Genomic DNA, 23,270 nt, shown 5'->3' with positions numbered 1-23,270 from the left:
AATACGCAATCCAAAGAAAAGGGGCGCAGATTGCTCCGCGCCCCTCTTCGTTACACTTGGATTGACCGATCAGCCCTCGTTGCGGGTGGTCGGGTGGATGCCGGCGGCCTGCGGTTCGCCGGGGAATTCGCCCTGACCTTCGAGGTCGTCGCCGACATTGTCGTCAGCTAGAGTGTCGAGGTGCATATACTTTGCGACGAACCGCGCGATCAGCACCACGATGATGCCGACGACGATGGAAACGAGGCCGATGGTCCAGTAGACGTCGAGAGCAGCTTCGCGCGTCATGTCTCCATCTTCGCCGCCGGTCGCTGCACCGATGACCCCAGCGACAAACCCGCCGCCTGCGGTCGCAAAGAACCATGCGCCCATGATCAAGCTCGCAAGGTGTTTAGGCGAAAGGCGATTCATAGCCGACAGGCCGACAGGACTGAGGCAAAGTTCACCTGTGGTATGGAAAAGGTAAATGCCGAATAGGAAGATCACAGGTATCTTCGCATCAATACCTACGGTTGCCGCACCCCAGACCAGCACGAGAAAACCAAATCCGAGCTGAACGAGGCCAAGGCCAAATTTTGCAGGCGTGGACGGTTCAAGGCCCTTCCGACCGAGCCAGGTCCACAAGCCTGCAAAGAGCGGTGCGAGCAGGATGATGTAGATCGGGTTGATCGATTGAAAAATTGGGGCAGGAACGCCTTGCAGGTCGATGAACTCGTTGGTGAACAGGTTGAGCGAGCCGCCACCCTGTTCGAAAAGGCCCCAGAACAAGGGCTGCAAGGCTATCAGGAAAAGGGCAGCAAAGATGCGTTCGCGCGGGTGCTTTTCGAGTTTGAACGCCTCGATCAGCACATAACCGAGCAACAGCGCACCGGCAATTAGCATGATACCGCCAACAAGCGACTGGTACTGGATCAGCACCCACATCACCGCTACGCCAACGATACCAATGCCGTACACGAGCAATTCCGTGTTTTTCGCCAGCGGCTGTGCCGGTTCCCCCTTGCCCAGAAGTAGTGGCTTGCCGACTACGAAGACAACGAGGCCGAGCAGCATGCCTATGCCAGCTGCGCCGAAGCCGTACTCCCAACCCAGCGTAAAGCCGAGATAGCCAGCGAGGATCGCGCCAACCGCTGCCCCGACGTTAATGCCCATGTAGAAGATGGTGTAAGCGCCATCGCGGCGCACATCGGTGCGGGGATAAAGCTGGCCGACAAGCACCGAAATGTTGGCTTTCAGGAAGCCGGAACCGACAATGATAAACGCGAGCGCCAACCAGAAGACGTTGATCGTCGGATCGTTCTGACCGCCGGTGCCTTCGAACGCCATCAGGAAGTGCCCGAAGGTCAGCAGGATCGCGCCGAACAGCACCGCTTTGCGCTGGCCGATGTACCTATCCGCAAGCCACCCGCCAAGGACCGGCGTAATGTAGACGAGGCTGATATAGGCGCCGTAAATAACGTTTGATGCTGTGTTGTTGAACAACCAGTGCTGCGTCAGGTAGAAAATCAGCAGCGCGCGCATGCCGTAATAGGAAAAGCGCTCCCACATTTCGGCGAAGAAGAGCATGTAAAGACCCTTGGGGTGACCGCCAAATTCCGGCTCCTTGCGTGTGACCGCGTAGGCACCGCCGACGAGAAACAACCCGAGCACGGTAGCTGCGATAGCAGCGATCCAGTCCGCCTCTGCCCAAAGTGCGAATTCTTTCATGTGAAATCGATCCCCGTAATCAACATTTCGGCCGTTCTCTCGGGCCGTAGAAAGCGCGCACCCTAGCGGCCCGCGCGCCAATGTGAAGCCTTAGTTACAACAGTGACCAGCTTGCCATGCAATGAATGCGGGTTTTGCGGGAACCTTGCGCGCCGCGCTGTATTATGGCACTGATGCACTATTCGGAAAATCGGGACACGGCCATGAGCAACCAAAGCAAACCCGTCTATCTCAAGCTGCGCGACATGATCGCGGCGGCCATCATCGACGGACGCTACCGCGAGGAGCAGATGCTCCCCTCGGTTCGGGCGCTCGCTGCCGAACAGGGCGCAAACCCACTCACGGTTGCCAAGGCTTACCAGCAGTTTCAGGCCGATGGGCTGGTCGAGGTGCAGCGCGGAGTGGGCATGTATGTCGCGCGCGGCGCCGCAGAAACGCTGCGCAAGCGTGAACGCGCGGCTTTCCTGAAAGAAGAATGGCCCGAAATCACCTCGCGGATGAAACGTCTCGGCATCGAGCCGGAAGAGCTTCTGGCTGGCGCTTGAACCCCTATTCGCCACGTAAGTCGCGGGCGACATTAACAATTGCTATCTTAAAGAGCTTCTGGCAAAGTTAAATCTTGCCGCAGGGGGAGCTTGAGTGCGGCATGGGTCACGCCAACCAACAGGGATCGTGCGGAACAGCGCGATCGAGGGAGCCTGAATATGATCCGATCCGAACTTCTTGCCGCGATTGCGGAAGACAACCCCGATCTGCGCCCCGAAGAGGTCGAACAGGTGGTCGATATCTTCTTCGAGGAACTGGCCCAGAGGCTTTCCGATGGCGGCCGGGTTGAACTGCGCGGATTCGGTGCTTTTTCGACTCGGGAGCGTCAGGCACGCCAGGGACGCAATCCGCGCACCGGCGAAGTCGTCGATGTGCCGGCCAAGCGTGTGCCGTATTTCAAGCCTGGCAAGGATATGCGCGACAAGCTCAACCAGCACTAAGGTCGCGCGCTACTTTCCCAACGTTCAAGATTGCGGGCAGCGCCGCTTCACTCTAGGCACGCGTCCCTGACAGGCGGGTGTGGCGGAATGGTAGACGCCGGGGACTTAAAATCCCCTGAGCTTTGCTCGTGCGGGTTCGAGTCCCGCCACCCGTACCATTTTCGAGACCGGCGAATATCCCCCGATTGGGGCCGCCGTTACTGCTGGTGAAACACCTTTATACAGGTGTTAATACCTAGCTGCCTAATAGAGGCGCTCAAAGGGGCGCTAAGCCAAGACTTCAACCGGTCAGCAAAAGCCGGATTCTTGGGAGACAATTGGGACATGGATTATTCGTCAGGTATGGGGTCCGAGGCCCAGTCTGCCTACGTCAACAGCGAACAGCGCGGTGCGCCGCGGTACACCTCGCTCATCAGATCGGCCAAGCTGATATGCGGACAGGGCGAATTCCTGTGCGTCGTCAGGGACGTATCATCGACCGGAATTTCGCTCAGGACATTTCATGCCCTGCCGACAGATCCGACCTTGGCGCTCGAACTGCAAAACGCAGAGCGATACGAGATCAGGCAGACCCGCGCGGGCGACAACGAAGGAAGCTACCGGTTTGAAAAACCGGTGGCGGTCGAGCGCCTGATCCACGAGACCTGGAATTATCCCAAGCGCCAGCTCAGGCTCAACCTGACCATTCCGCTCACCCTGTCTACCCTGACCCAGAGTGCTGAAGCGGTAACGCTCAACATCTCGCAGCAGGGCGCACGCGTGGAATGCGATAGCGTGTTTGCTGTCGATCAATCGGTCACCGTCTCGGGACCGGCCTTCCCCGAAACCAGGGCAAAGGTCCGCTGGCGCCGAGATTCGAATTACGGCCTCGTCTTCGAGAACACCTTTTCGCTGCGTGAATTCGCAATCATGGCTGCCGCTGTGCAATGCCCCATGATGCTGGAAGGTAGTTAGCGTTAGGCCAAGCCGGCCCTGCGAACGCGGGCGGTTTAACCTTACGCTAACCATTTTCATTCACTCCCGGCTTTGAAGACAGCCGGGGGAATTCATGACTACGACCAATCAGCCGCTCAAAGTCGATGTTGCCATCATCGGTGCGGGCCCTGCCGGCCTCACGGCGGCCTACCTGCTAACAAAGCAAGGCAAGTCCGTGGCCATCCTCGAGAAAGACCCGACCTACGTTGGCGGGATCAGCCGCACGGTCGAACATGAAGGCTATCGTTTCGACATTGGCGGACATCGTTTCTTCTCGAAGAGCGCGCAGGTCGTCGACATGTGGAACGAGATCCTCGGCGAAGACGATTTCATCCAGCGCCCGCGCATGAGCCGCATCTACTACGAGGGCAAATTCTACAGCTACCCGCTGCGCGCTTTCGAGGCGTTGTCCAACCTCGGCATCCTGCGCTCGACGGCGTGCATGCTGTCCTATCTTCGCTACAAGCTGTTCCCGATCAAGGAAGTCAAAAGCTTCGAGGACTGGACCACGAACCAGTTCGGCAAGCGTCTCTATTCCATCTTCTTCAAAACCTATACCGAGAAGGTGTGGGGCATGCCTTGCGACGAGATGAGCGCAGATTGGGCAGCGCAGCGCATCAAAGGCCTCTCGCTGTGGAGCGCTGTGATCGACGGGCTCAAGCGTAGTCTGGGACTTAACAAGCGCCCTAACGATGGCATGGCCACCAAGACACTGCTCGAAACATTCCGCTATCCGCGACTTGGTCCCGGCATGATGTGGGATGCAGCTCGCGACAAGGTGCTCGCCAGCGGCCGCGGGCAGTTGTTCATGGGCCATGCCCTTTCGCAGCTGGCCAGCGACGGCAAGACCGGCTGGCGGATGAGCGCCAAGGGACCGCAAGGCGACATCATCATTGAGGCAGACCATGCGATCAGTTCGGCCCCGATGCGCGAGCTTGCCAGGCGCATGCATCCGCTACCTGAAAGCACCATCCAAGCGAGCGATCTCAAATACCGCGACTTCCTGACCGTGGCGCTCAAGATCCGTTCGGACGATCTTTTTCCGGACAACTGGATCTACATCCACGACAGCAAGGTGAAGGTCGGCCGCGTGCAGAATTTCCGTTCGTGGTCGCCTGAAATGGTGCCGGACGAAGATGTGGCCTGTGTCGGCCTCGAATATTTCTGTTTCGAAGGCGATGGCCTGTGGTCGATGGCTGATGACGATCTGATCGAACTCGCCAAGAAGGAAATGAACATTCTGGGCCTCTGCGATCCGCAGGATGTGTTCGGCGGCGCGGTGGTCCGGCAGGAAAAAGCCTACCCCGTGTATGATGGCGATTATGCCGCAAACGTCGAAACGATGCGCGCCGAGCTGGAAGAAAAGCATCCGACCCTGCACCTCGTCGGGCGTAACGGCATGCACCGCTATAACAATCAGGATCACGCGATGATGACCGCGATGCTGACGGTAGAGAACATCCTTGCCGGCGAGCGAATCTACGACACCTGGTGCGTAAACGAGGATGCCGAATATCACGAAGCGGGCGATGAAGGTGCCGAAAAGGTTCTGCCAAGCCGCAGCGTCACCCAAGACCAGGCTGCCGCGCTCGCATCGGTCCGCGACGTGCCCGAACGGGTGAGAAAATCCGCTTGAGCGCATCGTGTCAGGCTTGATCGGCAAACTTCTTCACTGGCGGCTCGCGCGTTACATGGTGGCCAGTGCATCGGGCACCGTGGTCGACCTTGGAAGTTTTCTGATCCTGCTGGCTGCCGGAGCGGCCCCGGTCGCCGCCGGTATCAGCGGATATCTGCTTGGCATGATCCTGCACTGGTTCATTTCGAGCCGCTTCGTTTTTGCTGACCGCCTCGCCGGTCCTGGCCTTGCGCGGGGCGGGCAGCAGGTGCTGTTTGCCGCATCTGCCGCGCTTGGCCTCGGCATTACTGCTGGCGTGATATCGACAACGCAGGCGGCAGGTATCGATCCGCGTCTGGGCAAGCTGGCGGCGATGGCACTCAGCTTCCTGTGCGTCTGGTTGGTCCGCCTGTTGGTGGTTTTCCGCCGGACATAAGCACTTTTCGTCACCCGGTGCCTCACGCCTCGATCGCTGTCCTTTGCAGTTTGTTTACCATGTTTTGCCAAGGTGCATGCTGAATTGAGCTGCGCGTGCGCGGTAAGTCTTGTGAGAGAGTAAGTTTGCGCGATTTCCTGACCCGGTTGCGAGATGTTCGCCTCGTTCGCTACATTCTGGCGAGTGTGGGTGCATTGGCCGTCGACCTGGGCAGTTTTCTGCTCCTGCTCTCGATCGGTGTTGCATCTTTCGCCGCGGCGGCAACCGGTTATTCCCTCGGCATCATCGTGCATTGGCTGCTGTCCAGCCGCACCGTCTTCCATGATAGCGTTGCCGAGCGCGGCACTGCCCGGAGCAAGCAGAAGCTTCTGTTCGTGGTATCTGCGCTGATTGGCCTCGGCCTGACCACGTTAATCGTGGGCGGCGGCGATTATGCCGGCCTGGACCCGCGCATCGCCAAAGTAGCAGCTGTCGCGGTGAGCTTTGCAGTGACCTATCTCTTGCGCAAGGTCATCGTTTTCAGTCCGGCAGAGCGCCCGTGAATACGGACCGGCGACTGCGGGATGACCCTCGGCCGGGCTTTGCAGTCCTGCTGGTGTGGGCCGGCGCGACGCTGTTTATTTCCGCGCTTGCCTGGTCGCTGATTGCAGAGCGACGCTTTCCGGATCCAGACGACGTCTTGCGCCTTATCCAGGTGCGGGATCTAATTGGGGGCCAAGGCTGGTTCGACCTCCACCAGTATCGCATCAATCCGCCCGAAGGCGTGATGATGCACTGGTCCAGACTGGTCGATATACCGCTCGCCCTGTTGATTCTGGCGCTTGAACCCTTCTTGGGCATGGAACAGGCGGAATGGGTCGCCGCGCTGATCCTGCCTCCGCTGATCCTGCTTGCCGTCATGCAGATTGTCGCGCGGCTGGCCTGGCGCCTTGCCGATCGCCAGACAGCGATTTTTTCGGCGATTGTGCTGGCGCTATGGTCCGGCTTTCTCGTCCAGATGCAGCCGCTCAGGATTGACCATCATGCCTGGCAGATCCTGAGCGTCGCCGTGGCCCTGTGGGCGATCTCGTGGCGCCAGCCTATCCGCGGCGGCGCGGTCGCAGGTACGGCAATGGGCCTGGGTACCATGATCTCCCTCGAACTCCTGCCGCTTGTCGCAGGGTTCGGCATCGTCCTGGCGATCCGCTGGGCGCTGGATCACCGCGATCGCGTGTGGCTTACCGCTTACATGCAGGCACTGGCGATGACCCTTGCGGTGGTTTTCGTCCTGACAAAAAGCGGCTCGGCGCTGTCTACATATTGTGATGCTGTCACTCTGCCGCATATCGGTTTTTTCGTGATTGCCGCTCTTGGTACCAGCGTGATCGCATCGCGGCAGCGGTTACCCCTGATTACCTTGGGCGCGCTCTTCATCCTGACGGGGGCCATTGGTGCCGGATTTATCGCACTTTCCGCGCCTCAGTGCTTCACGGCACCTTTCGGCGTGCTCGATCCCCTGGTGCACAAATTCTGGTACTCCAATGTGAAGGAAGGCATGCCGATCTGGAGGCTGGCTCCCACGGATTACATTCCCGCTGGCCTTCACATGCTGATTGCCTGCATCGGTTCTATCGCCATCATGCTGCGCCAACGCGATTGGCTGAGGCAATGGTGGGCCGAGTACACGGTACTCATCGTGATCGCGTGTCTGGCTGCCGCCGCAACTTTTCGCTCGCTCTACTTCGTAGCGGTCATCGGCGCCATTCCCACCGCCTGGTTGGCCAGTCGTGCTTTACAGCTCCTGCGCGAAGGGGAGACGCTTGCGCACAAGATCGTGGCGCCCATCCTCCTCTATGTCGTTATCATGCCGGGAAGTGTTGCAGGCGCAGCACTTGGCTTGCTGGGCGGAGGAAGTGAGCGTGTGGGACAGTCTTCGGACGGAAAGGTGCTCGTCCCGGTGCGCGATTCGTCCTGCGATCTGGCGCGAAGCACGATGGGGCTCAACTCGCTTAAGCCAGCGACCTTTTTCGCACTTCTGGATGTCGGCCCGTTCGTGCTGCTCAATACTCCGCATTCGGTCGTCGCGACAGGGCATCACCGGGCCAATCTCGCCATCCGCGACACCATCGCAGGGTTTATCGGAACACCGGCAGAGGCGCTCGCGATCATCGACCGTCACGGGGCTGGTTATGTCGCGATTTGCACTGAAATTGCCGAGCCGCATGTTCTTGCTAAAGCGGGCGGCGAGGGCAGCTTCGCTGCAAGACTCCTCGCGGATAATCCGCCCGAATGGCTCGAAGAGGTTGATCTTGGTACGCCGGAAGCTTTCAAGGTCTGGCGCGTGCGCCGGGATCAGGCGGGGCGAAAGTCCATCGCGGCACCATTGATGCAATGACGCTTGCCGGTAGGGCGCGGACCATCGTTGAAGATATGCCCCAGATGGCCGCCGCAATCGGCGCAGTGCACTTCGGTGCGAGGGTATCCGATCTTGTAGTCCGTGCTGGTGCCCACTGCGCCCTTGTCGATCGGCGCCCAGAAACTGGGCCAGCCAGTGCGCGAATCGAACTTGGTCTTGGAACTGTAGAGAGCGTTCCCGCATCCGGCGCAAACGAAGGTCCCGGCGCGCTTTTCCTTGTCGAGCGGAGAGGAATAGGGGCGTTCGGTCCCTGCCTGCCTCAGCACGTAGAACTCGCTCTTGGACAATTTCTCGCGCCACTGCGCTTCGGATAGCGATATGGGGTAGCTCTTCGCCTCTGCCGGTCCTGAGCCGCAGGCGGTCAGGGCCACGAAACTGGCGGATGCGCCTGCCCAGCCGAGAAAGCTGCGGCGCGATGGTTTGTCTATCATGTCGTCATTCCGAATCATGGCGCGGTTATGGACGGCCGCACCTGAACTTACGCTTGGAACCGCCAAAAAGTTACGGTCCGGCGTAAATCAGAACTCGGTGATTTCTACTTCCATCTTGCGGAACCCGTGGACGAAGTTTGCCCGCACACGCTCCACATCACCGGCCACGTGCACCCGCATCCGGCGCTTGTGCATTTCTTCCAGCAGTACGCGCAGCTGCAATTCGGCAAGACGGGCGCCGACACAGCGATGAATGCCGTAGCCGAAAGCGATATGGCGGCGGGCGTTCTCGCGCGTGATGTCGAGCTTGTCCGGGTCCTCAAAGACCTGCTCGTCGCGATTGGCCGAGAGATACCACAAGACGACCTTGTCGCCCTTCTTGATCTGCTGACCGAACACTTCGGTATCTTCGGTGCAGGTGCGGCGCATATGCGCCAGCGGGGTCTGCATGCGGAGGCATTCCTGCACCGCGTTCGGGATCAGCGACGGGTCCTGTTCGAACAGCTTGCGCTGGTCGGGGAACTTGTCGAACGAATGGATGATTCCGCTCATCGTATTGCGGGTCGTGTCGTTGCCGCCAACGATCAGCAGCACCAGATTGCCCATGAATTCTTCCGGGCGCATCTGGTTCATCGCTTCCGAATGGATCATCATCGAAATGAGATCGTCACCCGGTTCCTTGTCGTGCGTACGTTCCACCCAGAGCGACTGGAAATAGGCCGCCATTTCGTGGAGGAAGCCCCAGCGCTGCTCGTCTAGTGCGCGGACGGTGGCGAGTTCGGTGTCGCCGGCCCAGTCGGACCAGAATGTAAGCAGGCGGCGGTCTTCCCAGGGGAAGCCGAACAGGATTGCCAGCATGCCGGTGGTCAGTTCGATCGACACCTTATCGACCCAATCGAAGACTTCGCCGCGCGGCAGGCTATCCAGCAGCTCGCCAGTGCGCTGCCGGATTTCGACTTCCATTTCGGCCATGCCGCTTGGAGTGAACTTGGGTGCGACCGTGCGGCGCTGGCCGGTGTGCTGCGGGCGGTCCATCGCGATGAACATGGGCAGTTCGCGCCGATCCACGCCGGTTTCGGCCAGCTCTTCTTCGCTCAGCCGGTTGAGGATGGTGATGCCGCCATGTTCCCAGCTGGACGAGAAAATCTCGGGCAGCGCCTCAATGTGCTGGATCGCCTTGTGCTGGACGACCGCCCAATAGGGGCCGAACGGACTTTCGGGGATGTAGTGCAGCGGCCCTGCTTCGCGCATCTCGCGGAAGATCGGGTGCCAGGTGTTATTGGCGTAGATATCGCTACGACTGACGTCCCACTTATGAGGGTGTTCAGGCCGCTCTTCGGGATGTTCGGCAAAATGCTGCGTTAACGCCCCATAGGCGGTGGGCGAAGTCCGGCATTCCGGGCGGGTTACAGCGGCAGTTGCCATGTTTCTCTCCTTGCAGCGGGCGACTCTTGCGCGGAGCCGCCTTCCTCTCGCTCACATCCTGCCCTAACTGACACCTGTGTCAATAGTGCGTTGCAAATCCGAACCTAAGTGCTGGGCGCCTCGGCGGATTGGACCAAAGCGACTGCGTTCAGGCTTTCGCTGACTTGGAGTTGCCAACCCGGCCCTTGATCGCGCGCCCTCCGGCTCCGGATTTCATGACGAGTTTGCGGAACATGCTGGAGCCGATGCGCACAAAGATCGCGACCCACAGCAATTGCCAGGCAATCGCGGCGGCGTGGGTCCACAAGACTGGCGACTGTGCGGCACGGGCGACCATCGCATAGGGTGACGAGACCGGGAACAGCACGGCAAACAGCTCGACCCCGGAACCCGGATCGCTGAGTGCGTAGGTGGCAAGGAAGAACACGGCGAGCTGCAGGATGGTCGCAGGCATCGACAGGGTCTGCACATCGCGCACCGTCGGCGCCATCGAACCGATGGTCAGGAATACCGCCCCGATCAGCAGGTAAGCCATCGCGAAATAGGTCACGAACAGCGCCACGAACAAGGGCCAGCCAACCGCCGGTACAGGGATCGGACCCATCGCGGCACTGCCCAGCGACAGGATTATTCCTGCGATCCCGCCCCATACGGCAATACCGACAAAGCTCACTCCGAGCATGGCGAAAAGCTTGCCGTAGAACACCGCTTCCATAGGAATGGCAGCCGCAAGTATCTCGATAATCTTGTTCGCCTTTTCCTCGACCAGATTGGACAGCACCATCCCGGCCAGCAGCATGGTGAGCAGGAACAGCAATGTGATCGCGCCCGTCGCCGTCGCAGTCTGCACGCTGCGCGTAGTCGCCACGCTGGTCGCGGTCGGCTGGAGCGAGATTTCGGGTAAGTCGCTCACGTCTCCGCCAGCTGCCTGCGATGCCAGCAACGCGACTTCGCCCTGCCAGCTTTCAAGGCGTTCCTGGGTGCCGCTGAGCTTCGGCTGCGCCAGCGAACCAGAAAGTACAGCGCCGAAATTGCGCGAGGTATCTGCCAGCAACACGTCGGGTTCGCGCGGTTCGTCAGCAGTGATGATCGCGATTGCGGGAAGCCGGACGGCGTCATCGAGGCGTGAATGCGCATCGGCAAACGCAGCACTTTCCACTTCGCTCAAGGCGACCGCGAGCCTTGGCGGATCAGCACTATCGGCGGCTTTCGCACCTAATGCGCCCGCCCCGATGCTGATTGCGCCGAAGAAGATCGGGCCGAGCAGGAAGAACAGGAACGCCTTGGAAAACAGAATCGCGGTAAAATCGCGCCGTGCAATGACGAGGGCTGCACGCCAGAGCGGCAAACGGCTTGCATTGTCCATCACACGGTCTCCCCGGCAGCATCTTCGTCCAGCGCACGCGCCGCGGCCTCGCCTGCAATTTCAACAAACGCATCGTGCAAGCCTGCGCGTTCGATAGACAGCGAGAGGATGCCCGCTCCGCCATCGATAAGCCGCTTCAGCAAGACTTCGATCCCGCTATCGGGGACCGGGAATGTCCAGAAATGGCCGCCATGCGTTTTCTTGTCGTGTCCGGCATCGGCGGGCAAAGCGCTGCGCCAGTCACCGTCACCATTGGCTGTTTCGAGCCGCACCTGGGCCGGAATGCGGTCCCGCGCGACATCTACCGATCCGGCGTAGGGCACACGGCCGCCCGCAATGATCGCAACATCGTCGCACAGGCGTTCGGCGTGATGTATGACGTGGGTGGAGAAGATCACCGTGGTCCCGGCGTTAGCAAGGTCGCGGATCATGACTTCGAGTTTGCCCTGGTTGATCGCGTCCAGCCCGCTGAACGGCTCATCAAGCACGACCAGTTTCGGCTTGTGAACCAGCGTGCCGAGAAGCTGGACCGTCTGCGCCATACCCTTGGAGAGTTGGCGGATCTGCCGGTCGACCGCATGGCCAAGTCCGTGGTTCTCGAGCAATTCGCGGCCCCGCCTGCGTCCTTCGTCCATCGGCAGACCGCGCAGCGCGCCCATGAAACCAATGGCCTCATCGCACTTCATCGCCGGATAAAGTCCGCGTTCTTCGGGAAGATATCCGATCAGCCGGGCGATTTCGTGCGGACGATCGTGGCCGAAAATCCGGCGCACCCCTTCGTCGGGGTCGATAATGCCAAGCAGCATCCGCAAGGTCGTCGTCTTGCCCGCACCGTTGGGACCCAGGATCCCGTAGATCGCGCCCTCGGGCACAGAAATATCGACCCCGTCCACCGCAAGTGTATCGTCGAACCGCTTGACGAGGCCATGAGCCTCGATCGCAAGTGGGGGCGAAGTCCCTGTCAGGGGTCGCGGCATGGCGTCTGGCTCGGTAAGCATATCCCAGCGTTAACCGCGTCAAGTGAACGGGAGCAACAGTAAGTTTGGTTAAGGAATCCTCATTGGCGGCGTTGCAACGCGAATTGCGCGACGAAGCGCGGGCGCTTGGCTTTGCAGCGTGCGGCTTTACCACTGCGGCCGAGGAGCCTTCGCGCACCGCTCGCCTGGAAGAATGGCTTGGCGAGGGGCGCCATGCCTCGATGGAATGGATGGAAGCCCGAAAGCAGCAGCGCGCTTCGCCGCAAGGATTGTGGCCCGAAGCCAGGAGCGTGATTGCACTGGGCATGAGCTATGCGCCAGACGTCGATCCGCTGGCCCTGGAAGGCGATCCGGAAAAGGCCCGCGTGTCCGTCTATGCGCAAGGCCGCGATTACCATGATGTCGTGAAAAAGGCCCTGAAAGCACTGGCCCGCTGGATGATCGCGCGCGAGCCGGAAAGCCAGCTCAAGGTGTTTGTGGATACGGCGCCGGTCATGGAAAAGCCGCTTGGCGAAGCCGCTGGCATCGGCTGGCAAGGCAAGCATACCAATCTGGTCAGCCGTGAACATGGGAGCTGGCTGTTCCTCGGCGCGATCTATTCGACCCTCGAATTTGCTCCCGATGTGCCCTCACAGGATCGCTGCGGATCATGCCGGGCGTGTCAGGACGCGTGCCCGACCGATGCTTTCCCGCAGCCTTATCGCCTCGATGCGGGCCGCTGCATTTCCTATCTCACGATCGAACACAAAGGTCCGATCCCGGAGGAATTTCGCGAGGCGCTGGGCAACCGGATTTATGGCTGTGACGATTGCCTTGCGGTCTGCCCGTGGAACAAGTTTGCCGACACTGCGCACCGGCATATGAAACTGGCCCCGCGCGCAAGCCTGATCGCGCCGCAGCTGGGCGAGTTTCTTGAATTCGACGATGCCGGTTTCCGCCAGTTCTTCTCGGGATCTCCGATCAAGCGGATCGGGCGGGACCGGTTCGTTCGCAACTGCCTGTATGCGGCTGGCAATAGCGGAAACGCTGCATTGCTGGGCCAGGTCGAAGCGCTGACAGCAGACACCGATCCGGTTGTCGCCGAGGCCGCGTCGTGGGCGCTGGAGCGGCTCAGAGCATCTCTTTGAGCGGGGTTTCGGTGTCCGCCAGCAGGTCCGGAGCAATTTCTGCCCGTGCTTCCACCAGCTTGCGTCCTTGCGCGTAATCGCGGGTGTTGTTGACGCAATCCAGCGCGATCACGCAGCCTTCCTTCAGGTAGATGAGGCTGAATTTCCGGTCCGCCGGATCGCCGCGCAGGACGCAGGCATCATGACCGGCTGAAATGCCGACGGTCTGGAGGCGCAAATCGTACTGATTCGACCAGAACCACGGCACGGCGTCGTAATCCTGCTTGTCGCCCATGATCGCCTTGGCTGCGACGGTCGCCATGTCATTGGCATTCTGCACCGACTCCAGCCGGATGACTGCATTGTCGGCATAGGGGTTCGCATGCGCCGCGCAGTCGCCGATCGCATAGATATCGTCGAGCGAAGTGCGCCCGAATGTGTCGACATCGACGCCGTTGCTGCCTGCCGCACCTGCCGCGATCAGGGGGCCGACCGAAGGCACGATGCCGATGCCTGCAATGACGACGTCGCATGCGATCGTTTCGCCGCTGCTCAGCGTCACGCCGGTCACACGCTCGCCGTCGCCTTCGATGCGTTCAACACCGGTTTTGAGCCGCAGGTCGACACCGTGCGCGCGGTGTTCGGCAGCGTAGAAATCTGAAAGCTCTTCGCCCGCAACCCGCTTCAGCACACGGTCGAGCATTTCGACAACGGTAACCTGACAGTCCAACTTGCGCAGCACGGCCGCAGCTTCAAGGCCGATATAGCCTGCGCCAACGATGACCGCGCGCTTCCCGCCGGATCCGATGTCCTCCTTCAAGGCATCGGTATCGCGGCGTCCGCGTATCGTATGCACTCCGGCAAGGTCAGCGCCGGGGCAGGACAAGCGGCGCGCATCGCCCCCGGCGGCCCAGATGAGCTTGCGATAAGTGACCCTGGTGCCGTCCGACAGCGAGATAGTGTGGGTCTGCGGATCAACCTCGTTCGCATTTGCACCAAGTCGCAACGTAATGCCGCGGTCCGTCCAGAACTTCTCCGGTCGGATAAGGATCTTCTCGAACGGCTTTTCTCCCGCGAGATAATCCTTCGACAAGGGCGGGCGTTCGTAGGGCGGATTACGGTCGCGGCTGACCATGAGGATGCTGTCCTCATGCCCGGCCTGACGCAGTGCGATGGCCGCCTGCGCGCCCCCGTGGCCTGTCCCAACAATTACGATGTCGTAATGGTCCATGGGGTGCAGGGCTGGCGTTAAACGGCGGTTTGGTCAAGCAAATCGCGCAGCCATCAACGCCTTGCTCAGCGCGCCAGCAGATTGCGGGCCATGCTGGCAATCTGGGCGAGCATAGCCGGAGCAACCGGTGTCTGTGACTGGGCGCGGTCCACCATCGAACGGAATTGCCGCACGGCCGTAGCGTGATCAGCTTCCCATGCTGCCACCACTGCGGGCATATCTTCCTTCGCCCCTTTGCGCCGGGACAGCCGGCGAAGCAGTTCGAGCCGCATCTGCTGGAAATCGCGGGCGATGCCCGAAACCAGGAGGCGTTCCCACACGTCCGACGGGTTCATCACGGCGGCAGTGCCCTGAGCCCAGTCAATGCCCAGGCTAGCGCCGAGGTCCGAGAAGCCCTTGGTCAGCGGCTCCGGATCGATTTCGGTATCGGCAGCCAGCTTGGCAAGGCCGACCGAACCGTCCAGGTCGAACACATGGGTGATGCGCGATGCCATGGCATCGGGTGCCCCGGCATCGGTGAAGGTCTGATGCAGGCGGTGCGACTGCGATTTCAGTTCGTTGCCGAGCAAACGGTCGGTCGACTCGACCAGCAATTCCACGTTCGTGCCAAGCTCTTCGACCATCTTGGAGGGTTGGACCCGCCCGGCGCCGGTGCGCAGCACGTCGGACATCAGGTTGGCGCTCGCCGCCGCGAGACGGTCGAACAACAGAAGCCGGGCGGATTCTTCCATCTTGGCCGTTTCAAGCTCGGCCCAGAAGGTGCGCAAATCGAACAGGTGCGCAACGGCAACGAATGCACTGGCAACCTCGGAGAGTTGGACGCCCTCTTCTTCGGCCAATTCGAACGGATGGATAATGCCGAGCCGGTTGACCATCGCATTGGCCAGCTTTGTCGCGATAATCTCGCGCCGCAGGCGGTGGTTCTCGATCTGGCTGCGGAATTTTCCGCGCATCGGTTCGGGGAAGCTGCGGATCAGCAGGTCTTCCAGGATTGGATCATCGGGCAGGTCGCTGTTCTCGATCGCGTCCTGCAGCACCAGCTTGGTGGTCGACAACAGTACGGCGAGTTCAGGCCGGGTAAGCCCGGTCCCGTCGGCAGCGCGGCGCTGCAGGGTCTGGTTATCAGCCAGCCCTTCGGTCCGGCGATCGAGATCTCCGCTGTCTTCGAGCGTATCGATCAGGTGCAATTGCGAGGCCATTGCCCGGGCGCCGCCGATCTTCGCAATCGACAGTGCCAGCGCCTGCAGGCGATTGTCTTCCAGGACGAGGTCCGAAACCTCGTCGGTCATGGATTCCAGCAACTCGACACGCTTGGGCTCGGACAAGCGTCCTGCGCGCTTGGCAGCAGCCAGCGCGATCTTGATGTTGACTTCGTTATCTGAGCAATCGACCCCTGCCGAATTGTCGATGAAGTCGGTGTTGCAGCGCCCACCGTTCAGGGCGAACTCGATCCGGCCCGCCTGTGTCACTCCAAGATTGGCGCCTTCGCCGATGACCTTGGCGCGCAGTTCGTTTCCGTCGACGCGCAGAACATCGTTCGAAGGGTCGCCGACCTGGACGTTATTCTCGCTGCTGGCCTTGATGTAGGTACCGATGCCGCCGAACCAGATCAGGTCGACCGGCGCCTTCATGATCGCGGAGATCAGCGCTTCGGGCTCGATGTCGTCCTGATCGATGCCGAGCACGCCCTGCATCGTTTTAGACAGCTTGATCGTCTTGGCATCGCGGGCGAACACCCCGCCGCCGCGTGAGATCAGGTCTTCATCGTAGTCCGCCCAGCTTGACCGCGGCAGATCGAACAGACGCTTGCGCTCTTTCCAGCTCTTGGCCGGATCGGGGTTGGGATCGAGGAAGATGTGCCGGTGGTCGAATGCTGCGACCAGCTCGATCGCTTTCGACAGCAGCATCCCGTTGCCGAAGACATCGCCCGACATATCGCCGCAGCCGACCACCTCGATGGGATCGGTCTGGACGTCGACGCCCATCTCGAGGAAGTGGCGCTGGACACTGACCCAGCCGCCCTTGGCGGTGATCCCCATCGCCTTGTGGTCGTAGCCCTTCGAGCCGCCGGACGCGAACGCATCGTCGAGCCAGAAATCGCGGTCTTCGGCAATGGCATTGGCCACGTCGGAAAAGCGCGCCGTGCCCTTGTCGGCGGCGACCACGAAATAGGGATCGTCGCCATCTGTGATCACGACACCTTCAGGATGCACAACCTTGTCATCCACGATGTTGTCGGTGACCGAAAGCAGGGTGCGAATGAAGACTTCGTAGCTTTCCTGCCCTTCGGCAGCCCATGCATCGCGATCGATCGACGGGTCGGGCAACTGCTTGGGATAAAAGCCGCCCTTCGCACCGGCAGGAACGATCACCGCGTTCTTCACGCGCTGCGCTTTCATCAGGCCGAGGATTTCGGTGCGGAAGTCGTCTCGTCGGTCGGACCAGCGCAGGCCGCCGCGAGCGACCGGACCGGAGCGCAAATGGATGCCTTCGACGCGCCGCGAATACACGAAGATTTCGCGCCATGGCACGGGCTTCGGCAGGCCGGGCACCAGCGAACTGTCAATCTTGAACGCCAGCGCCTCGTTTGCCGCCGGAGCGAACACATTGGTGCGCAGGATGGCGTCGATCAGCGAGTTGTACAGGCGCAGCAGGCGGTCGTCGTTGATCGCCTTGACCCGCGACAATGCGCGCCGGATGGTCTCACGCGCATTGTTCACCGCCTCATCGCGGCCATTGCCGAATTCGGGGTCGTGACGAGCGGTGAACAGGTCGATCAGTGCGCGGGTAATTTCGGCCGACTTGGCCAGCGCATCGACGACGGTATAGATCGTGAAACCCATGCCAACCTGCCGCAGGTAGCGGTAGAAAGCGCGCAGCCAATCGGTTTCGCTCGCATCGAGGCCCGCTTCGACCACGAGCCGGTTGAATACGTCATTCTCGGCGTGACCATTAAGGACCGCGCTGATTGCCGTTTCGATTCCGGCAGAGCGTTCGACCAGGTCTTCTGCATCGATCCCCGGCGCAAGCTGCAGCGCAAAGTCATGGATCGTGCCGAGGCGCCCCTCTTCCAATACGGTGGGCATTTCGGAGCGGACGTGAAAGCCGAAGTTTTCGAGTGCGGGGACCGCATCGGACAGTGGCAGGCTGCCTTCTGCCTGATACAGTTTGAGGCGCAGGCATCGTTCGTTGTCGCGCTCGCACAGGTAAAGCCGCGCGCCGCGGTGCGGTGCTTCTTCTTCGTTGTCGGAATGAATGCCGAGCGCGCGCAGGCTGGCAATGTCTTCAGCGGCTTCGCGGGGGCCGAAGCGGGCGCGGTAGGCGGGGGGGAAGGCATCGGCGAAGCGCATGGCAAGCGCAGCGGCGCGGCCTTTTTCCTCAAACGACAGCAGTTCGTTCTCGACCGCCTCGCCCCAGCCGCGCAGCAGTGTCTGCAATTGCTGTTCGAGCGCTTCTTCATCAGGAGACTGCGCGCCTTCACGAATGTCGAGCACGAACCGCAACATGGCGAGATTGCCGCCTTCGACCTCGAGGCTCCAGTCGAGCAGCTTTGCCTTGGCGCTGTCTTCCAGCAGCGAAACGATTTGCATGCGGACCTGCGTGGACAGCATGTCGCGCGGAAGCCAGACGAAGGCGAACAGGTGGCGGGCCAGCGGGGCTTCGACCAATGCCAGGCGCGGGCGCGGGCGGTCGACCAGGCTCATCATCGTGGTCGAAACGCGCGCCGTGTCGGATTCCGAGAACCCGATCACGAGGTCATGGGGTAGCGCGGTCAATGCATGCACCAGCGCCTTGCCCGCATGGCCGGTTTCGTCGAATTTCAGATTGTCGCGAATACTGTCGAGACGGGTGCGCAAGATCGGAACGCTGCGCGGGGGCGAAGCAAGCGCGGCGCTGGTCCAGACGCCGGCATGAACTGACAACGCAGTGACCTTTTTACCATCGCGCAGCGGCACGATGAACAGGTCGAGCGGGACGTGGCGATGCACGCGCGAGACATGGTTGGCCTTGATGATCAGCGGTGTGCGCGCCTCGCCCTTGCCCTCGAACCAGGCGAAAGCGCGGTCGTAACTGGCGTCGACCAGCAACTCGCTCGACGAGGTCCGGCAGATACCCTGCTGATCCTGTTGCGAACCATCCTTGTTGCGAACGACATGGCCGAGCTGCGTCAGCATTCCGGAATTGAGCCATTCGAGCAGGGCCGCGCCCTCTTCGTCATCAATTCGCTTGATGTCGGCGGCCATTGCTTCTTGCAGCTTGGGCCAATCGCATACGGCGGCCCGCACATCGACAAGTGTCTCGCGCAGTGTTTCCTCGATCGCCTGGCGGCGCTTGGCATCGACGCGCGGTGCCTCGAGATAGATCATCGATTCCCAGAACGCTTCGTCCGGTTCGCCTTCGCGGATTTCCTTGAGCGCGCCATCTGCGCTGCGCTCGACCGGGACGACAGGGTGGATCAGCCGGTCGATGGCAAGCCCCATCGCTGCCACTGCTGCTGCGGTCGAATCCACGAGGAAGGGCATATCGTCATTGATGATCGCGATGCGGGTATAGCGGCGGTCGTCGCTGATCGATTCGATCGCGATCGCCGGTTCACCAAGACGGCGCTGAACAGCGGTTTCCGCAAGAAAGCTGGCGGCCTCTTCGAGATAATGCTCGTCGAAGGGAGTATCGCCCGGCAGTAGCGAATCGCGCATATGCTGCGCCAGCGCTTTTGCGTGGGTTTTGATGGACTTGCTGCTGCTCGAACCCATGAACGTCTCTCGCTTAAGGCGTGCGATCATTTCGCAGCCGAGTAATATTGCATCTTCGGGCGTTACCCGTTCGCAGCGCGATTAGGCCTGTTGAAGCGCCCCCGCAAGGCTCGCGAAAAGGAATTTTGCAAACGTATGCGCGCTTAGGTGCCGTAGCGTCCAAGAAGGGTTTTTAAGCCAGCGCGGACATCACGCTTTCGAGCGAGGCTATGCGCGCTTGCGGATCGTACGTGGGTCCCGCGAAAATGATCTCGTCGGCACCTGTCCGTTCGGTGAAAGCGCGGATCGTCGATGCGCATTGAGCAGGGGTGCCGATGGCACTGGCCTGGCCGATGTGCGCAAGCATGGCCTGCGCCGCCGGGGGCAGTTGGTCACGGTATCCCGCGATTGGTGGTTTCAACTTCGACGGGGTGCCCGTGCGCAGCGCCACGAAGGCTTGCATTTGCGATGTCGCCAGAGTTTCCGCCTCGGTTTCGCTGTCTGCACAAAATAGGTTCATCGCCGCCATCACATATGGTTTTTCCAGCGCCTCGGACGGCTGGAAATTACGGCGATAAACTTCCAGCGCGCTATCGAGATGGTCCGGTGCAAAATGGCTGGCGAAGGCGTATGCCATGCCCAGCCGGGCCGCCAGCTGCGCGCCGAACAGGCTCGAGCCCAGCATCCAGAATTCCGGCTTTGCCCCCAGCCCCGGAGTAGGGTGGATGGAGGTCCCCCCTGCCATGAAGGCCTGCAATTCGGCGACATCCTGCGGAAACATTTCCGCCGCGCGGTGGAGATCCTTGCGCAGCGCTCGCTGTAGTTCCGGCCCGGCCCCCGGCGCTCGCCCAAGGCCAAGATCCACCCTACCGGGGAACAGCGCATCGAGAGTGCCGAACTGTTCGGCGATCTGGAAGGGAGTGTGGTTGGGCAGCATGATCCCGCCCGATCCGATCCGGATCGTGCTGGTTGCGTTGCCAATATGGGCCAGCACGACCGAAACGGCGCCGCCGGCTACACCTTCCATCGCGTGATGCTCTGCGACCCAATAGCGATTGCAGCCTGCTCGTTCGGCTGCCTGGGCCAACGCGGCGGCGGCAGAGAAGGCTTCGGGCAGCGTCCCGCCTTCGCGGACAGGAACCAGATCGAGGACGGAATAAGCGGTCATTCGCTTGCGTCTAGCTGGCTGAGGTACGTGCGCGCCTGTTCGGCTTGCGGGCTGTCCGGTGCAACTTCGAGCACTGAATTGAAGCTGCCACGCGCATCGAATTCGCGGCCTGACAGTGCTGCAATCACTCCCGCTTCCAGCCCGACCTGCGCGCTTCGCGGAGACAGCAGGGCGGCACGTTCAATCTGTTCCTCCGCCTCGCCCAGACGCGACAGGCGGCGCGATAGCGTTGCGGAAAGCAGCCAGGCCTGGGGATCATCACCATCGGCCTCTCGCGCTTCGGTCAGGGCAGCGGCTGCATCTTCAGGGCGATCAAGCCGGACAAGGACGCGGGCAAGGTCGACGCGCAGGTCGGCGGCCAGCGCACCGTCACCAGCCGCCAGCGCTTTCCCGCCTGCCCGGTCGAGCAGGTCCAGCGCGCTGTCGAGATCTTGCTGCGATAACGCCGCATTGCCTGCCATTGCTGTCAGGCGCGCCGAATAGGCGAGATTATCGACAGGAGCCTCAGCGCTTGCGAGTTCAAAGATCTCGCGGGCCTCGCTCAGCCGTCCCAACTGGACCAGCGCGAGTCCGAGGCAGTGGGAGGACTGCGCCATTTCGAGATCAGTCGATGCAGTCTCGCGCCACGCCTGCGCATAATCGAGCGCAGCCTGCGGCGTGTTCGCTGCCTGCCTGAGGCATGAGCCGAGACGCGCTGGCGCGACCGGATCGGCAGCGCCTTCGCGCGGCGGGCGGTCGGCCAGTTCCTCGGGAATTCCCGGCATGGCGCCGGTACTGGGATTGGGTCCGACCTGCATCAAGAGCAGGGCAAGAGAGGCGGTGAGCAAAGTCATTGGCTATCCAGATCTTCGAGCAGGCCGCCAACTGTCCGCAGCAGCAGTGCAATATCCTGCGGCCGCGAAAGGCGGTGATCGCCATCCTTGATATAAGTGAGTTGAACGGCATCCGAACGTAGCGCTGCCGCCAGCTTCTCGCTGATTTCCCAAGGCACATCGGCATCCTTCTTGCCGTGAAGGAGGCGGACGGGTGCATCGATCGCAATTTCGCCGGCCAGCAGCCGCTGGTCCTGGCCGTCGATCCAGAAACCGGAATGCATGGGCGTAGGCTCTGGTCCATATGGATTTTCGTCTAGGACAGTTTCGCCTTCTGACAGTCTTGCCTTGTCTTCGGCCGTTCGCCCCCAGTCCGTGAAGTCAGGCGCAGACGCGATGCCGACGATGCCCGCCAGCCTGTCTCCCAGCGCAAGGCCGACCAGCAACATCAGCCAGCCGCCCATCGACGAGCCGATAACGACGATCTCGCCCTTGGTCCTGGCCTCGATCAGGGCAATCACCTCGTCACGCCAGCGGGAGAGGGTGCCGTCGGCAAAGTCGCCTTCGCTTGCGCCGCATCCGGAATAGTCGAGCAGCAGGCAGGCGCGGCCCTGACCCTCACTCCAATCGAACAGCGCGGTCGCTTTGCCGCCCTCCATGTCGGACATATAGCCCGGAAGGAATACCAGCGTCGGCCCGCTCCCTTCGGAGAAGCGGTAGGCGATCTTGCGCCCGTCGGGCATTGCGTGGAACTGCGTCTGGCTCATGGTGCAATGCTGTCGCGCCGCGCGCCCTTCAATGCAAGCCTAGAAGAATTCGAACTCTTCAACGTCCGGGTCTTCGGCGCACATCGACTTGATCGCTTCGAATTCCTCATTGGTCAGGACCGGCTTGAAGCTCTTGCCCTCAGCGGCCTTGCGATAGGCGCGGGCACGTTCACCGGGGCCCGGATGGCTGGCGATCCAGCCGACCACGCTGTCCTCGGCATCTGCGTCGTCGCCATCTTCGTCGTCATCGCTGCTGCTTTTCCCGCCGAGCCGTTCGAAGAATGCCGCCGCGCCCAACGGCGAGACGTCGCTTTCCGCCATCCGGGCGCGCGAATATATATCCGCCTCGCGCTCGGCATCGCGGGAATAGCCCATCGAGGCGAGGCCGAAGACAGTGTCGCCGACACCCGAATTCGCGCCTGACAGCAGGATCGAGAGGCCAAACTGGCGCAGCAAAGCGGTCATCACGTGACGTTCGCGGACATGGCCGACTTCATGGCCCAGGACGCCCGCGAGCTCTTCCGGTGTTTCTGCTTGCTGGACGAGCCCGTCGAACAGCATCACCCGCCCTCCCGGGACGGCGACCGCATTGACCATGTCGATATTGGCTACGTTTGCGCGGACCTGTTCTTCTGCCGGATCAACCGCGTCGAGCAATTTGGCCATCGCCGCATCTCCGGCAGGCGTGCTGCACATGCGCCCGCCGAAATCGCCGATCATGGCATCGCCCAGATTGCGCTCCCAACTGACGGGCACGCGGGGGCCGAGCCATTCGGGTGCCGTCATGAACAGGGCAACCGCGGCAATGCTGACGGCTGCAAAGGCCGCCGCCGCCTTGCCGAGGCCCAGCTTGTCCACCCAGGCGCCGTAGGTGGCCTTGGCAGGCAGGTGCGCCGCGATACCGGGCGGAATGTCGGACGGAAGGATGAGCCGGAAATCCGGTTCGCTCGTCCTGCGATAGACCTTCTCTCCGCCCCGCTCCTCGCCCCAGGTCAAGTCGCCGAAAGGCACGTCCATGACACTGGTCGGCGAGGTGAGACTGAGAGATTGCCCTCCATCCCACACGGCCACGCCCTCGTGGCGGACCGCATTGTGGCCATCGTACCACTGCGCAGCGAGTTGGAAGGCATCGTCATGCAT

General features: G+C 61.4%; 19 protein-coding genes and 1 tRNA gene. 9 read left to right on the top strand and 11 right to left on the bottom strand.

Annotated features, from left to right (window positions below; genetic code table 11):
• Positions 1 to 69 precede the first annotated feature (69 nt).
• Complete coding sequence (locus K3166_RS12340; RefSeq protein ID WP_221422499.1) at positions 70 to 1,707, bottom strand: peptide MFS transporter; 1,638 nt, start codon at positions 1,705 to 1,707, stop codon at positions 70 to 72.
• 203 nt (positions 1,708 to 1,910) lie between these two features.
• On the opposite strand from K3166_RS12340, the gene K3166_RS12335 reads away from it, so the two are divergent.
• From K3166_RS12335 to K3166_RS12300, 8 genes are all read left to right on the top strand, one after another.
• Complete coding sequence (locus K3166_RS12335) at positions 1,911 to 2,252, top strand: GntR family transcriptional regulator (protein WP_221422498.1); 342 nt, start codon at positions 1,911 to 1,913, stop codon at positions 2,250 to 2,252.
• Positions 2,253 to 2,411: 159 nt separating this feature from the next.
• Positions 2,412 to 2,693 carry an integration host factor subunit beta gene (locus K3166_RS12330; protein ID WP_221422497.1) on the top strand — a complete coding sequence of 94 codons (282 nt, stop codon included), beginning with the start codon at positions 2,412 to 2,414 and terminating at the stop codon, positions 2,691 to 2,693.
• Between the two features lie 73 nt (positions 2,694 to 2,766).
• A tRNA-Leu gene (locus K3166_RS12325) sits at positions 2,767 to 2,851 on the top strand.
• Between the two features lie 166 nt (positions 2,852 to 3,017).
• A complete protein-coding gene (locus K3166_RS12320) occupies positions 3,018 to 3,647 on the top strand; it encodes a PilZ domain-containing protein (protein ID WP_221422496.1) in 630 nt (209 codons plus the stop codon).
• Between the two features lie 94 nt (positions 3,648 to 3,741).
• A complete protein-coding gene (locus tag K3166_RS12315) occupies positions 3,742 to 5,304 on the top strand; it encodes an NAD(P)/FAD-dependent oxidoreductase (RefSeq protein WP_221422495.1) in 1,563 nt (520 codons plus the stop codon).
• Positions 5,305 to 5,320: 16 nt separating this feature from the next.
• A complete protein-coding gene (locus K3166_RS12310; RefSeq protein WP_221422494.1) occupies positions 5,321 to 5,719 on the top strand; it encodes a GtrA family protein in 399 nt (132 codons plus the stop codon).
• Positions 5,720 to 5,844: 125 nt separating this feature from the next.
• Positions 5,845 to 6,261 (top strand): GtrA family protein, encoded by a 417-nt coding sequence (locus tag K3166_RS12305; protein ID WP_221422493.1) that lies wholly within the window; start codon positions 5,845 to 5,847, stop codon positions 6,259 to 6,261.
• Positions 6,258 to 8,093: a hypothetical protein gene (locus K3166_RS12300; protein WP_221422492.1), complete on the top strand. Its 1,836-nt coding sequence runs from the start codon at positions 6,258 to 6,260 to the stop codon at positions 8,091 to 8,093. Before K3166_RS12305 ends, K3166_RS12300 begins: the two co-directional genes overlap by 4 nt.
• Here K3166_RS12300 and msrB read toward each other — a convergent pair.
• The 4 genes from msrB to K3166_RS12280 form a co-directional block, all read right to left on the bottom strand.
• A complete protein-coding gene (gene msrB / locus K3166_RS12295; RefSeq protein ID WP_221422491.1) occupies positions 8,051 to 8,545 on the bottom strand; it encodes a peptide-methionine (R)-S-oxide reductase MsrB in 495 nt (164 codons plus the stop codon). The two genes, K3166_RS12300 and msrB, sit on opposite strands and share 43 nt — an antisense overlap.
• A gap of 87 nt (positions 8,546 to 8,632) precedes the next feature.
• Positions 8,633 to 9,970 (bottom strand): cytochrome P450, encoded by a 1,338-nt coding sequence (locus K3166_RS12290; RefSeq protein WP_221422490.1) that lies wholly within the window; start codon positions 9,968 to 9,970, stop codon positions 8,633 to 8,635.
• Positions 9,971 to 10,118: 148 nt separating this feature from the next.
• Positions 10,119 to 11,336: an ABC transporter permease gene (locus K3166_RS12285; RefSeq protein ID WP_221422489.1), complete on the bottom strand. Its 1,218-nt coding sequence runs from the start codon at positions 11,334 to 11,336 to the stop codon at positions 10,119 to 10,121.
• Complete coding sequence (locus tag K3166_RS12280; RefSeq protein ID WP_247714647.1) at positions 11,336 to 12,334, bottom strand: ABC transporter ATP-binding protein; 999 nt, start codon at positions 12,332 to 12,334, stop codon at positions 11,336 to 11,338. The genes K3166_RS12285 and K3166_RS12280 overlap by 1 nt, the downstream gene beginning before the upstream one ends.
• Positions 12,335 to 12,405: 71 nt before the next feature.
• Here K3166_RS12280 and queG point away from each other — a divergent pair, with 71 nt between their 5' ends.
• Complete coding sequence (queG, locus tag K3166_RS12275; RefSeq protein ID WP_221424108.1) at positions 12,406 to 13,440, top strand: tRNA epoxyqueuosine(34) reductase QueG; 1,035 nt, start codon at positions 12,406 to 12,408, stop codon at positions 13,438 to 13,440.
• On the opposite strand, the gene K3166_RS12270 is transcribed toward queG, so the two are convergent.
• From K3166_RS12270 to K3166_RS12245, 6 genes are all read right to left on the bottom strand, one after another.
• Positions 13,424 to 14,650: an NAD(P)/FAD-dependent oxidoreductase gene (locus K3166_RS12270; RefSeq protein ID WP_221422488.1), complete on the bottom strand. Its 1,227-nt coding sequence runs from the start codon at positions 14,648 to 14,650 to the stop codon at positions 13,424 to 13,426. The genes queG and K3166_RS12270 overlap by 17 nt on opposite strands.
• 65 nt (positions 14,651 to 14,715) lie before the next feature.
• Positions 14,716 to 19,404, bottom strand: a complete 4,689-nt coding sequence (locus K3166_RS12265) for an NAD-glutamate dehydrogenase (protein WP_221424107.1) — start codon at positions 19,402 to 19,404, stop codon at positions 14,716 to 14,718.
• A gap of 172 nt (positions 19,405 to 19,576) precedes the next feature.
• Positions 19,577 to 20,551 carry an LLM class flavin-dependent oxidoreductase gene (locus K3166_RS12260; RefSeq protein ID WP_221422487.1) on the bottom strand — a complete coding sequence of 325 codons (975 nt, stop codon included), beginning with the start codon at positions 20,549 to 20,551 and terminating at the stop codon, positions 19,577 to 19,579.
• Positions 20,548 to 21,384 carry a tetratricopeptide repeat protein gene (locus K3166_RS12255; protein WP_221422486.1) on the bottom strand — a complete coding sequence of 279 codons (837 nt, stop codon included), beginning with the start codon at positions 21,382 to 21,384 and terminating at the stop codon, positions 20,548 to 20,550. The genes K3166_RS12260 and K3166_RS12255 overlap by 4 nt, the downstream gene beginning before the upstream one ends.
• Positions 21,381 to 22,130: an alpha/beta fold hydrolase gene (locus K3166_RS12250; protein WP_221422485.1), complete on the bottom strand. Its 750-nt coding sequence runs from the start codon at positions 22,128 to 22,130 to the stop codon at positions 21,381 to 21,383. Before K3166_RS12250 ends, K3166_RS12255 begins: the two co-directional genes overlap by 4 nt.
• 39 nt (positions 22,131 to 22,169) lie before the next feature.
• A complete protein-coding gene (locus K3166_RS12245; RefSeq protein ID WP_221422484.1) occupies positions 22,170 to 23,270 on the bottom strand; it encodes a M48 family metallopeptidase in 1,101 nt (366 codons plus the stop codon).

Source organism: Qipengyuania psychrotolerans (assembly GCF_019711355.1).
Classification (GTDB): domain Bacteria; phylum Pseudomonadota; class Alphaproteobacteria; order Sphingomonadales; family Sphingomonadaceae; genus Qipengyuania; species Qipengyuania psychrotolerans.
Note: the sequence above shows the minus strand (reverse complement) of the source record. Positions and strands in the feature narration are given on the sequence as shown.